Annotated in this window: 11 protein-coding genes; 9 read left to right on the forward strand and 2 right to left on the reverse strand. The window is 61.0% G+C overall.

Annotated features, from left to right (window positions below):
• Positions 1–3 precede the first annotated feature (3 nt).
• Positions 4–1,923 carry a BTAD domain-containing putative transcriptional regulator gene (locus tag FHW37_RS01200; protein ID WP_145631546.1) on the reverse strand — a complete coding sequence of 640 codons (1,920 nt, stop codon included), beginning with the start codon at positions 1,921–1,923 and terminating at the stop codon, positions 4–6.
• A gap of 158 nt (positions 1,924–2,081) precedes the next feature.
• Here FHW37_RS01200 and FHW37_RS01205 point away from each other — a divergent pair, with 158 nt between their 5' ends.
• The 8 genes from FHW37_RS01205 to FHW37_RS01240 all read left to right on the forward strand — a co-directional run bounded on the left by FHW37_RS01205 (position 2,082) and on the right by FHW37_RS01240 (position 10,832).
• Complete coding sequence (locus FHW37_RS01205; protein ID WP_145631549.1) at positions 2,082–2,603, forward strand: hypothetical protein; 522 nt, start codon at positions 2,082–2,084, stop codon at positions 2,601–2,603.
• Between the two features lie 624 nt (positions 2,604–3,227).
• Positions 3,228–4,406, forward strand: a complete 1,179-nt coding sequence (locus tag FHW37_RS01210; protein WP_145631551.1) for an ABC transporter substrate-binding protein — start codon at positions 3,228–3,230, stop codon at positions 4,404–4,406.
• A gap of 259 nt (positions 4,407–4,665) precedes the next feature.
• Entirely contained in the window at positions 4,666–5,757 is a 1,092-nt protein-coding gene (locus FHW37_RS01215) for an ABC transporter ATP-binding protein (protein ID WP_145631554.1), read from the forward strand.
• Positions 5,754–6,692 carry an ABC transporter permease gene (locus FHW37_RS01220; protein WP_145631557.1) on the forward strand — a complete coding sequence of 313 codons (939 nt, stop codon included), beginning with the start codon at positions 5,754–5,756 and terminating at the stop codon, positions 6,690–6,692. Before FHW37_RS01215 ends, FHW37_RS01220 begins: the two co-directional genes overlap by 4 nt.
• Positions 6,692–7,507 (forward strand): ABC transporter permease, encoded by an 816-nt coding sequence (locus tag FHW37_RS01225; protein WP_145631560.1) that lies wholly within the window; start codon positions 6,692–6,694, stop codon positions 7,505–7,507. Before FHW37_RS01220 ends, FHW37_RS01225 begins: the two co-directional genes overlap by 1 nt.
• A 10-nt stretch (positions 7,508–7,517) precedes the next feature.
• Positions 7,518–9,041, forward strand: a complete 1,524-nt coding sequence (locus tag FHW37_RS01230; protein ID WP_145631563.1) for an amidohydrolase family protein — start codon at positions 7,518–7,520, stop codon at positions 9,039–9,041.
• A 10-nt stretch (positions 9,042–9,051) separates the two neighbouring features.
• Entirely contained in the window at positions 9,052–10,392 is a 1,341-nt protein-coding gene (locus tag FHW37_RS01235) for a thymidine phosphorylase (protein ID WP_145631565.1), read from the forward strand.
• Between the two features lie 17 nt (positions 10,393–10,409).
• Positions 10,410–10,832: a VOC family protein gene (locus tag FHW37_RS01240; RefSeq protein ID WP_145631568.1), complete on the forward strand. Its 423-nt coding sequence runs from the start codon at positions 10,410–10,412 to the stop codon at positions 10,830–10,832.
• 15 nt (positions 10,833–10,847) lie between these two features.
• Here the strand turns inward: FHW37_RS01240 and FHW37_RS01245 are convergent, their stop codons facing one another.
• Entirely contained in the window at positions 10,848–12,149 is a 1,302-nt protein-coding gene (locus FHW37_RS01245; protein WP_145631571.1) for an amidohydrolase family protein, read from the reverse strand.
• A 243-nt stretch (positions 12,150–12,392) separates the two neighbouring features.
• Between FHW37_RS01245 and FHW37_RS01250 the strand changes: the two genes are divergently transcribed.
• Positions 12,393–13,034, forward strand: coding sequence for a TetR family transcriptional regulator C-terminal domain-containing protein (locus FHW37_RS01250; protein ID WP_145631574.1), 642 nt, complete (start codon positions 12,393–12,395; stop codon positions 13,032–13,034).
• Position 13,035: the final 1 nt, after the last annotated feature.

Raw genomic sequence — 13,035 nt, forward strand, 5'->3', positions numbered from 1 at the left:
CTCCTATTTGATCCCAGCTAATCGATATGCCTGATAGAACTTCTCATTCACCGCAGGGTCGCGGTTGGGGGAAAGAAGGCTAAGCTGCCTTGCCGTCATCTCCGGATAGTTTTCCTGAAGACGCCTGCCATATTGCTTTGCCATCTCAAGATCACCGTTCAGTGAATGACTGACGGTCAGAATGCGCAATGCCGACTCATCGTTTTCCATGCGGCTGCAAAGCTCCACGGCGGTCGAATATTCCTCGCGCTTCATGGCTATGCTCGCACCGGCCCACCAGTAGATATCGGGGGCGAGCGGATTGAGATCGATTGCCGATTGGAACCGCGTCCATGCCTCTTCCTGCTGCCCGAAATGCGCCAGCGCATCGGCGTGCTGGATCAGGAGATCGGCGGAGTTCGGCGCAAGCGCCTCAGCCTCGATGAATTTCTCGGCGGATATGTCGAAATGGCGCTGATAAAGCGCAACGACCGCGCACATCCAGTGGCCGATACCCAGCGCCGGGTCGATTTCCGTCGAAACCTTCGCCTCGGCATTGGCCCGGTGCAGCAGGTGCGGATCGCTGCCGCCCAGCATCAGCCATTCCAGCTGCAGCGTCTGGGCAATGCGAGCGCGCGCCACGGCCATGCTTGGATCAAGGTCGAGCGCCTTGCGGAATTCCGCGCGGGCGCGCCGCAGCAGCGGCAGGTCGCATTTGCCGCGGATGAGCTGTTGCCCGGACAGGAAGTGAAGATAGGCCGACGAATCATGATGGCGGTCGTTTTCGATCTGCCGCCGCTCGACCCGCTCCGCGAGTGCCGCAGCCACCTGTTTCGACAACAGGCGGAAGGCTGCATGGATCTGCCGTTCGTTCAGAACGACTTCGAGCGACCAGACGATTTCGCCACTGCTTTCTTCGAGCAGCACGATCGAGAGGCGCATATCGTCGAAAACCGTCGTGCGGACCTGATAATCCGCCCTGAGCGATTTGTAGAGTTCGCCATTGCCATCCGAGGTCGCCGCAAAGCTGCTATAGGAGGAGAGGACGGTGAATGTCCGGTATCGCACCAGCGTATTGGCGACATCCTCGATGAATGCCCGGACGACCACGGTCGCCGGCTTGCCATCGAAGCTTGTCGGCTGGACGAAAGCGACACGCGGCTTTACCCGTGACGGCTGTTCCACCGGCAGGTTGAAACTGTCATTGTCCGCGACATAACCTTTCAGCCGGCGGCGAAGGGCAAGTGTCGCGGGCTCATGCGGCCGACCTTCCGATTGCAGCCAGCGGCCGAGGCTTTCGAACACACGCTCGCTCGCCTCATGATCACCCGTGCGCGCATAGGCCGACATCAGGTTCCGGTAGGTTTCCTCGCGATCGGGCTCCAGCCGCAGGGCGCGATCACCGATCGATGCGATGGAAAGCGCTGCCCGGCCGCCGAATCGGGTCGTATCCTCAAGCAGTTGCGCAAAGGTGGCGAAGAACAGCGATTTCAGGCGGTGCCGCTCGGAGACCAGCCAGAGATAAAACTGCTCGCCGGAAACATCGATGTTTTCAAGCAGCTCGCCGCTGACCGCGAGCAGCCCTTCCCTCTGCTGTTCCATCTCGCCGGACCGAATCGACAGCAGGAACTGGGCGAGATCCGACCTGTGCGCCAGCGGACCGGCAACGATGTCGTTCTTGTTGACGAGGATAGCAGGTTCTTCGGTTCCGGATGCCTGCTGCAGCCGCAGAAGGAGCTGGCGCAGATTGCCCAAAGCCCGTTCCTGGCTGGCATTTTCCCAGAGCAGCGCGGCCGCCGCCTGGCGGGTCAGCGTCTCGCCCGGCGCGAGAAGCAAAGCTGCGATCAGAACCAGGCCTTTTGCCGGAAAATACGCCTGCGCGCTTGCGTTCCAGCGTGGAACACCCAGCAAGCGAATAGGAATTTGCTCCGTTTGACCAAGCACTTGGCATCCCCCGATGATTTGTCATCTAACAACGGTGAACGAGAAATTGGAAGGGTGGTTATGCGTTAGTTTGACGCTGATGTGACGCATCGTGCTGTAAAGGACGCTCAACCAGAGGGGGTAGTGACGGGAGCGGTGTGCTTTCCTGAAAATGTGCGATGGTCAACTATTTGAAATTTAATGTCTCCTACCTGGCGTTCGCCTTCAACGCGCTACCGTTCTTACGCGCGGATGATGTCGGTTATGCGATAACGGAATTCATGTGGTTCCGCGGCAAGCCCTTTTATCCGATGGGCGCGCTGACCGAGGCACGCGTGGCCTGCCTGCATCTCTCCACCGTCTTTAGGGAAGAATTCGACGAGGATAATCTCGATCTCGTCTTCATGATGCGTCGGCCCGAGGGAGGGCATTTCTTCGAAATCGTCCTCCGATCGAACAACGGCACGATCTATGGCGGCTGGGTATGGGGTAGCGATCTCGAAGTCCTCGACGAGGTCGTGGACGGTTATCATGTCCTGCTCACGCTCCACGACGGCGAGCATGCGCGCTTCGAATTCAGCCGCGGTCTTGGCCGTTACAGATTTGTCGGCGACAGGCCGGTCGAAAAGATCCCGCCAATGCTGGACGGCGACCGCAGCTTCCATCACAGCGTTGCCCAGATAGAAGCAGAGAGAGAATAGGCCAGACGATCTGGCCGATCTCATCTAGCTCAAAACGTTGGAGAGCGTCGCGTTTGAGCCCACCTCAAAGACGGGCGCGCTGACGTCAAGGCTGGCTCGAAAAGCCGCAGCCGAACGCCATAAATAATCAAAGCAGGAAATTGTAAGCGAGGCTGGCAAGACCGGCGAGCCACAGGGTGGTGACGGCTGCAGAGCCGAGGAGAAAAATCTTCATATCCATGCGATCTCACCCTTCATGGTGAATGCTCGGAGAGCTGCCATAAAAACCGGCAATGCAGGAATTAGTCCGGCTTCAAAACATCCCGGACCGACATCTGTACCCGCTTCACCAGACCTCTTTCTGATCAGTAGTCAACTCGGCGTCACGCAGCCGTCACTCGCGTAACGGCCACATTGGCTCCACCTTCCGGATGCTGCGCTTTTCCACAGGGACGCCGGGGAGCACGATAAACAGGCTTCGTGCAGCCGCCTCCAAAAATTGACCATTTGGTCAGTTTTTAGCCTTTCACCTCCAGCCGCAGCAGAGCGCGAATTTGCATTCCTACGCAATTTCAGTGAGTTAAAGCCATGGCACGGAACTTGCTATTTCTCTGATGATGCCACCACAGCCATCAGGGGAACGACATGACGAACAAGACAGGCCTGCAAGACAAGACCGCTACGGTTGCTGCGACCGACATCTCGCGCCGCAAGCTTCTGGGCACGACCGCCGCCGGCGCCGCTGCTGCCGCCTTCGGCAATTTCACCATCTTCTCGCGCCAGGCGCAGGCGGCCGAGCCGCTGCGCGTTCTGTGCTGGCCGGGTTATGAAGAGAAGGACGTGATCGCCGAGTTCGAGGATCTCCACAAGACCAAGGTCGAGTTCAAGATCTATATCGGCGGCGAGCAGATGCTGCAGTTCTTCGCCCAGACGCCGCCCGGCACGTTCGATGCCATTATCTCGGATGCCGAATATGTTCAGAAGCTGAAGGCCAACAAGGCGATCGAGGCCTACAAGACCGACGGTTTTGCCGAACTTGCCAACTACCACCCGAAATTCCGCGATTTCGCACCGACCAAGGGCGAGACGGCTGGCACCGTTTACGGCATCCCGACCCGCTTCTCCTTCTACGGCATTTCCTACAATACCGACGAGATGTCGGCCGAACAGGCCGCCGACTGGAACTCGCTGCTCGACAAGAAATACGCCGGCAAGATCGGCATGTTTGACTGGTATCTGCCGAACCTCGGTAATGCCAGCCTTGCCGTCAATCCGGGCAACCAGACGCCTTATGCGATCACCGACGACCAGCTGAAGAAGGTCAAGGAGTTCTTGACCAAGCTGCGGCCGCAGATCGGCATGTTCGGCTCCTCCAACCAGCCGATCGCCCAGGCCATGCTCGCCGGCGACATCTTTGCCTCGCCGACGGGCGACCTCGATATCGACCTGAAGCTGGCCGGCTACGACAACTTCTCTTCGACCATCCCCAAACAGGGCGGCATCCGCTGGCAGGAAGTCGCCTGCGTATGCTCGGCCTCGAAGAACAAGGATCTGGCGATGGAATGGGTCAAGTACATGACCTCGCCCAAGGTTCAGTCGAAGCTCGTTTATACCAAGGCGTTCAAGGCCCGCGGCCCGAACATGAAGATCGTCGATTACTGGAATGACGACCAGAAGAAGCTCTTGTCCTACGTTCCGGACCCGGCGAACCCGGGCAAGATGCTGGTCGAAACGCTGATCGACCGCTCCATGCCGCGCGGCCTGCCGGCCAACCAGCCGGAACAGGCCTGGATCGACGTGTTCAACGAGTTCAAGACGGCTTGATGACGTCGGACTAGCCCCTCATCCGCCCTGCCGGGCACCTTCTCCCCGCACGCGGGGAGAAGGACACCAGCCGCACCGTCGCACGTCCCCCTCGCCGAATGCACGGAGAGAAGGAGCATGTGGCACGGCCTCGCTCCCAGCTCCCCTCGCCCCGCTTGCGGGGAGAGGGTGGCGGCAGCCGGGTGAGGGGCTGCCCGGTGCTCGAGACATCCGCATCCCTCTTTCGGGGGCTGTGGCCAATATTCAATCGGAGAACTGCATGGCAGCCGCGATGACCACCACCACACCCGATCTCGAGCTCCTGTCGATCACCAAGCAGTTCGACACGTTTACGGCCGTCGACAGCATCAATCTCAAGGTCGGCCGCGGCGAGTTCGTGGCGATCATGGGGCCTTCCGGCTGCGGCAAGACCACGCTGCTGCGCATTCTCGCAGGCCTCGAAACCGCGTCCTCCGGCCAGCTTTATATCCGCGGCAAGGACGTTTCCGACGTGCCGGTCAACCAGCGCTCCACCCGGCTTGTCTGGCAGAATTACGCGCTCTTCCCGCATCTCGACGTTGCCGGCAATATCGCCTTCGGCCTGACGCTGAAACCGCATGACAAGGCGGTCGTCGCCGGCAAGGTCAAGGCGATGGCCGAGCTGGTCGGCCTTTCCGATCTGATGGGCCGCAAGATCAGCCAGCTGTCCGGCGGCCAGAAACAGCGCGTGGCGCTGGCCCGCGCATTGGTCACCGAACCGGAAATCCTGCTGCTCGACGAGCCGCTTTCCGCGCTCGACGCCCATCTTCGCATTCGAATGCAGGGCGAGCTTCGCCGCATCCAGCAGCAGCTCGGCATGGCCTTCATCTATGTCACCCACAATCAGGTCGAAGCCTTTTCCATGGCCGACCGCGTGGTGGTGATGAACAAGGGCAGGATCGAGCAGATCGATGCCCCGGAAGAGATGTATGCCCGTCCGAAGACGGAATTCGTCGCCCGCTTCGTCGGCACCAACAATCTCTTTGCCGGCCGCATTCAGGAGGTCGGACAGGGCCATGTCATCGTCCATTGCGCCCACGGGCAGCTCGTGGTCTCGACCGACGATCCGCCGCCGATCGGCGCTTCGGTCTTCGTCGTTGTCCAGGCCGACAAGCTGACGCCGGCTCCGACCGGTGTTGCCGGCGAAAACAGGCTGGACGCGACACTGCGCGGCCGTGAATATGCCGGATCGCACAACATCTACCTTCTCGATCTCGTCGACGGGACCGAAGTGAAGATGACCGTGCCGCAGGTTCTTCCCGTCGAGATCAACCAGAGTGCCACCGCCTGGTTCTCGCCGGCCAATGCCTCGCTGATCCGGGGGGCGGCATGACGACAGTGGAGACAGTAACCCCGACCTCGGCGGCGAAACGCATGAAAACGCCGAATGACAGCCCGCTAAAAATCTGGTTCCTGGCGCCGCTTGCCATCTGGCTGACGGTCCTTTTCCTGCTGCCGCTGATCTTCCTGCTCTGGATCGGCTTCTGGCGCGTCGAGAACTTTCAGACCATTCCGGATTTCTCGCTCGGCAATTACGCCGAGATCTTTTCGAGCTTCTTCTCGAAATCGCGGTATGGGCTGGCACTGATCCAGTCGCTCTGGGTGGCGATCACCACCGCCTTTTTTGCGACGATCCTGTCCTACATGGTGGCACTGTCGATTGCCTTCGCAGTCCCCGCCCGCTGGCAGCGGCTGGCGCTGCTGTTTGCCATCGCCCCGTTCTGGTCGAGTTATGTGCTGCGGCTCTATTCCTGGCAGACGATCCTGTCGCGCAACGGCGTCATCAATTCGGTCCTGAAACAGTTCGGTCTGTCCGACTACCGGATCGACGTCATCTACACCCAGATCGCCACCCGCATCGGCCTCATCCATTATCTGGCGCCGATCCTGATCGTCATCCTCTATGTCAGCATTCTGGCCATCGACAAGGTGCTGATCGAGGCAGCGCGGGAGCTGGGCTGCACCCGCTGGCAGGCCTTTACGCGGGTCATCCTGCCGCTTTCCCGCTTCGGCCTGATGACGGCCGCAAGCTTTGCCGTCATCGTTTCGCTGGGTGACGCGCTCTCCGGCAATCTGCTCGGCGGCGGTGCCGGCACCTCGATCCTCGGCAAGCTGCCCACCTATGCCTCGATGATCATGTCTGACTATTCGAGCTCCACCAACCTGCCGCGCACCTCGGCGCTGGCGACGATCCTGATCGTGGTCATGGTTCTTGCGCTTGCCGCCGGCTTCGTGGCTGCCGACCGGGCGCGGCGGAGAACAAGCTGATGACTGCAATCTCAAAAGCCAATCCCTGGATCTTTCTTGGGCGCCTCTGGCTCGGCATCGCCTATGCCTTCATGTTCCTGCCGCTCGTGGTTCTGGTCCTCTTCTCCTTCCAGAAGAACCGCTTTCCGGGCTTCCCGCTGCAGGGGTTTACGCTGCAATGGTATGACAAGCTGTTTTCCGACGGCACGCTTTTGAATGCGCTCGGCAATACGATGATCGTCTCGCCGGCTGCCGCCACGATCGCGACCGTGATCGCCTTTTTCGCGGCCTATGCCTTCAACCGCTTCGCCTTTCGCGGCAAGACGGTCTTTCTGGCGCTGGTGACGCTGCCGATCCTCATCCCGCCGCTCATCCTCGGCGTCGGTTTCCTCGGACTTCTCGCCCGCATTCACCTATCCGGCACGCTGTTTGCCGTGTTCCTCACCCATGTCGTGCTGATCACCGCGCCGGCGCTTGCCATCATCCAGCTGCGGCTGGCGCAGATGCCGGCCTCTCTCGAAGAGGCGGCCTGGGATCTCGGCGCCACCGAATGGCAGGCGGTGACCAAGGTCGTTCTGCCGTTCGCGCTGCCCGGCATTTTCGGTGCCTGGCTGCTCGCCTTCACCTTCTCCTTCGACGAATTTATCATCGCCTGGTTCGTGTCCGGCTTCCAGCCGACCCTGCCGGTGGCGATCTATTCGGTTCTCGTCGCCGCCATCGATCCATCCTTGAATGCGATCGGCACGATCGTCTTCGGCATTTCCTGCCTCGTCCTCATCGGCCTCGAACTCGTCCTGCTGCCGCTCCTGGTCGGCCGGTCGAAAAATCAATCATAGAGTTTTTTTCATGCGCCTCCTCTTCCGGAACGCCACAATTCTTTCCATGAACAAGACCCATGGGGCCACGCCATTCACGGGCGACCTTCTCGTCGAAGGCGACCGCATTTCGGCGATCGGCACGGATCTTCCTCTGCCGCCCGACACCCGCCTCATCGACGCCTCTGGCAGGCTCATCATGCCGGGCCTCGTCAATGCCCACCTGCATTCGTCGGAAACCTTCTTCAAGGGCCGTTATCAGGGCACGCCGCTCGAAATATGGATGCTCTATTCCTATCCCATCCTGATGAACGACCCGATTTCGGAACGACTGCTTTATCTGCGCAGCCTGCTGACGGCGATGGAATCCCTGAAGGCCGGTGTCACCACGCTGGTCGACGACTTTTTCGATCCGCCCGGCTTCGAAGCCGGTCGCCTGAAACGTGTTTACGACGCCTATGACCACGCCGGTATCCGCGCCAATGTCTCCCATTGCGTGATCGACAAACATGTCTTCGACACCATGCCCTATCTGCGGGAGATCATGCCGGCCGACCTGCAGGCTGAGGTCGAGGGACCGTCGATCACCACGGCCGATTACATGGCCTATTGCCGCGATATCTTTTCCTCGCAGCACGGTCGTGCCGGACGGCTTGGCTTCATGGTCTCGGCCTCCGCCCCGCAGCGTTGCTCGGTGGAGCTGATGCAGGCCTGTGTGGAGCTGGCTCAGGACAAGTACGTGCCCTACCACACCCATGTTCTGGAGACGAAGACGCAGGCCGTGACCGGCCCCGAATTCTACGGCAAGAGCCTGATCCGCTACATGCACGATCTCGGCCTGCTGACGCCCAATACGACGATCGCCCATTCGATCTGGGTGAGCGATGACGACATGGCGCTGATGGGTGCTGCGGGCTGCTCGGTCGCCCATAATGCCGTCTCCAACCTGAAACTCGGCTCCGGCATCGCCCCGGTCCGCCGCCTGCTCGATGCAGGTGTGCATGTCGGCCTCGGTACGGACGGGCTTTCCTCGAACGATACCGCCCGCATTTTTGATGTGATGCGCTTCGCAGCATTGCTGCACGATATCGCCGCACCGGACACGGACGGCTGGATGACCGCCGCCGAAGTTTTGCGCTCGGCGACGATCGAGGGCGCGCGCACGGCCATGCTCGACGAGGTCACCGGCTCGCTCGAAATCGGCAAACGCGCCGACCTGATCATGCTCGACATCTCCGGTTACGACTACATGCCGATGAACCGGCTCGACCACCACCTCGTCTATTGCGAGAACGGCTCCAACATCCGCATGGTCGTCGTCAATGGCGAGATCACCGTCGAGGATGGCAGGTTGCTGACCGCCAACGAAGCGGAAATTTTTGCCGAACTGCGCGAGCTACTGCCCGCCTACATGTCCGAACATGCCGAACTCGAAAAGCTCAACGCCCGCTTTGAGCCCTATATGCGGGAAATGTATCGCCGCGCGACGATTCAGGACATCGGCATGAACCGCTATCAGGGCGACCTGCCGCTCTGGCGCGGCGCCAATCATTGAGGGTGCCGGCATGAGCATCTTTCTTCCGGCACAGGTGATCCGCGCCAAGCGCAATCGCGAAATCCTGTCCGATGCCGATATCCGCCGTTTCGTCGTAGGCATCGGCGCGGGCGAAGTTTCCGAGGCGCAGATCGGCGCCTTCACCATGGCCTGCTTCCTGAATGGCATGACACCGCAGGAGACGGCGGCTCTGACGCTCGCCATGCGTGATTCCGGCGATGTTGTGGATTGGTCGGGCAGCGGTTTTGCCCCGGAAACGATCATCGAAAAGCATTCGACCGGCGGCACGGGCGACGAGAATGTCAGCCTGATCGTCGCCCCGCTCGTGGCCGCCTGCGGCGTCGCCATGCCGATGATTTCCGCGCGCGGGCTTGGCCATACCGGCGGCGAAATCGACCTGATGGAAGCCATGCCCGGCGTGGCGATCGCACCTTCGACCGAAATGTTTCGTCAGGCCGTGATTTCGGCAGGTGCCGCGATCATCGGCCCGACGCCGAAACTCGCACCGGCCGATGCTGCGATCTATTACGTCCGCGACGTCACCGCGACGGTGGAATCGATCCCGCTGATCACCGCCTCGATCCTGTCGAAAAAACTTGCCGCCGGCGTTTCCGGCCTCGTCATGAGCGTCAATTACGGCTCCGGCGCCTTCATGCCGACCTACGCGGAGGCCGAAGCGCTGGCAAGAAGCCTGATCGCGGTTGCCCGCATCGCCGGCCTGCCCATGGTCGCCCCGATCGTCGAGATGGACGAGATCATGGGCGATGCGATCGGCAGCCGGTTGCAGCTGCGCGAGGTGATCGATTTCCTATCGGGAGACAAACAGGAGAGCCGCATCCGGGCGCTGGTGATGGATATTTCCGCCGAGATCCTCGTCATGGCCGGGCTCGCCGCCTCGAAAGATGAGGCGATCACCCTGGCCGAAGCACGGCTCGCCGATGGCTCGGCCCTCGACCGTTTCCAGCGCATGATCACGGCGCTCGGCGGTCCGGCAGATCTCGTCGCAAATCCCGATACCTATTTCCCGTCCGCTCCCGTGATCGCTCCTCTCCCTTCACCGGCGACCGGCTTCGTCGAAAAGGTCGATGCCTATGCGATCGGCATAGCAATGGTCGGCCTCGGCGCCGGCCGCAAGGTGGCGAGCGATCTCCTCGATCAGGATGTCGGCCTGACCGGCATGGTCCATATCGGCGATGCGATTGGACAAGGCCAACCGCTCTGCATCCTGCATTGCCGCAACCAGGCCGATTTCGATACCGCCGCGCAAGCGATCACCGCTGCCATCACCATCGGCGACACACAGCCGGACCGCCGGCCGGTCGTCACCGGCCGCCTTTCCACCCTCGATTAACAAGAGCTGAGAACACCATGGCTTTCGCCCAGGAACACGCGATCACCGACATCTGCCTTCTCGTCAAGGACACCCAGCGCTCGATCGACTTTTATGTCAAAAAACTCGGTTTCGAGATCAACCGCCGCGCCGAGGGTTTTGTAGAGTTCAATGGCGCCGGCCTGACGCTCGCCTGCTGGGAGATCGATCACCTGAGCGACAATACCGGCGTCTCGAATGCCAAGGCGGAAGGGCCGCACAAGGCCTGTATCGCCGTGCGCGTGCCGTCGCCGGAAGGGGTCGACGCCGCCTATACGGAGCTGAAAGGCAAGGGCGTGCCCTTCTACGGCGAGCCCGCCGACTATGTCTGGAATGCCCGCGGCGCCTATTTCATCGGCCCCGACGACGAGCTTTGGGAAATCTACGCCTGGAAGGATGGCGGCTCGATGGGCAATTTCTGAGCCGCCCCCTCTGTCTCAGTTGGCGCCGGCTTCGACCGGCGCGTAACGCCAGGGCTCGATGGTTGCCGGACGGCCTTGCAGCGACAATGTCGCAGTGCGCGGCGCGGTTTCCGCGATCACCTTGCCACGACGGATGACGGCAAGCCGGTTGGCCTTCATCCTGACGGCCTCGATCGTATCGCGCGCCTCGAGCAAGACGAGATCGGCATTGCAGCCGACGGCGATGCCGTAACCTTCGAGACCAAAAGTCTTTGCCGGATTTTCGGTGATCGCCCGGAAGCAGGATTTGACCGCATCGCGGCTGGTCATATGGCCGGTATGGACCGCCATATGGGCCACCTCCAGCATGTCGGCGCTGCCGAACGAATACCAGGGGTCCATGCAGCTGTCCTGACCGAAGGCGACATTGACGCCGAGTGCCATCAGTTCCGGCACCCGCATCATGCCGCGCCGCTTCGGATAGGTGTCATGCCGGCCCTGCAGCACGATATTGGCGAGCGGATTCGGCACGCAATGGATCTCGGCCTCGGCGATCAGCGGCAGCAGTTTCGAAGCGTAATAATTATCCATCGAGTGCATGGAGGTGAGGTGCGACCCCGCGACCCGGCCCTTGAGCCCAAGCCGCTGGGTTTCGTAAGCTAGGCTTTCGATATGTCGCGACATTGGATCGTCGGTCTCGTCGCAATGCAGATCGACCATCAACCCGCGCTCGGCGGCGATTTCGCACAGCGCCTTTACCGAAAGCCGGCCATCCTCCATCGTCCGCTCGAAATGCGGAATGCCGCCGACCACGTCGACGCCCATGTCGAGCGACCTGATCAGGTTCTTCGCAGCCGTCGGCGACCGATAAAAACCGTCCTGCGGGAAGGCGACCAGCTGCAGGTCGAGATAGTCCTTCACCAGATCCTTGACCTCCAGCAGCGCCTCGACACCGACCAGCCGGTCGTCGCAGACATCGACATGGGACCGGACGGCCAGCAGGCCCTGCGAGACGGCGAGATCGCAATAACGAAGCGCGCGTTCGATTACGGCTTCCTTCGTCAGAAGCGGCTTCAGCTCGCCCCAGAGCTGGATGCCTTCAAGCAGCGTGCCGGAGCGGTTGAGGCGCGGCGTGCCGAGCGACAGTGTCGCGTCCATATGGAAATGGATGTCGATGAAGGGCGCCGTCACCAGCTTGCCGCCGGCATCGATGACACGGCCTGCCTCGGCAGAGATGCCTGCCTCGACGGCAACGATCTTGCCACCAGACACGGCGATGTCGATGCCGGTCCGGTCATCGGGAAGATTGGCGTTCTTGACGAGTAGATCGAAGGTCATCGGTTGGCTCCGGACATGTTGGTGGTGTCGCTCCCCAGACTGAGCATCGATCGCCGATTTCCTTGATTGAACCGGTCGTTGTTATGGCGGCAGACTAGATGTAACCTGACCAAGTCGTCAATTTTTTAGATGGCTCCGGCTTGAGGAAATGCAACTGCGTGCGCCTACCTCGCAAACCGCAGTTCGTTTATACCGCTGCGAAATGACCACACGCGGCAATCGCCGCGGCGGAAAGGACAGGACATGGCCCGGACAGCGGAAAAGCTCGACGAAAAAATCCGCGCCCGCAATATCAGGATCATCCTCGATGTCGCGACGGACGTGTTTTCCCGCAAGGGTTTTGATGGCACCCGCATTGCCGAAATCGCCGAACTGGCGGAACTGCCCAAGGCCAATATCTATTATTACTTCTCCTCCAAGGAGGAGATCTATTCGGCCATCATCGCGCGGCTGATTTCCGGCTGGGACGATGCGCTGGCCAATATCCGCGCCGACCGGGAGCCGGCCGAAGCCTTTCGCGACTATATCAGGGCAAAGCTCGATTATACCGCTCGGCACCCGCGCGAATCCCGCCTGTTTGCCAGCGAAATCATCCAGGGCGCCCGCTTCCTCAGCCTCAAGGACCGCCGGCACATGCAGAAGGCGACGGACGAGCGTGCCGCCGTGATCGAAGGCTGGATAGCGCAAGGCCGCATGGCGGCCGTGGATCCCCGGCACCTCTTCATCATGCTCTGGGCGGCCACGCAGTTCTACAGCGATTTCGAACCGCTGGCCTGCGATGCGCTCAACAGGAAAAAGCTCACGGCAAAGGATTTCGACGCCGCCGCCGAGACGATCGTCCGCACCATTCTGGGCGGGATCATCCTGCCGCCGCCATCTCGCTGAG

Source organism: Neorhizobium alkalisoli, from assembly GCF_007829835.1.
GTDB lineage: Bacteria > Pseudomonadota > Alphaproteobacteria > Rhizobiales > Rhizobiaceae > Neorhizobium.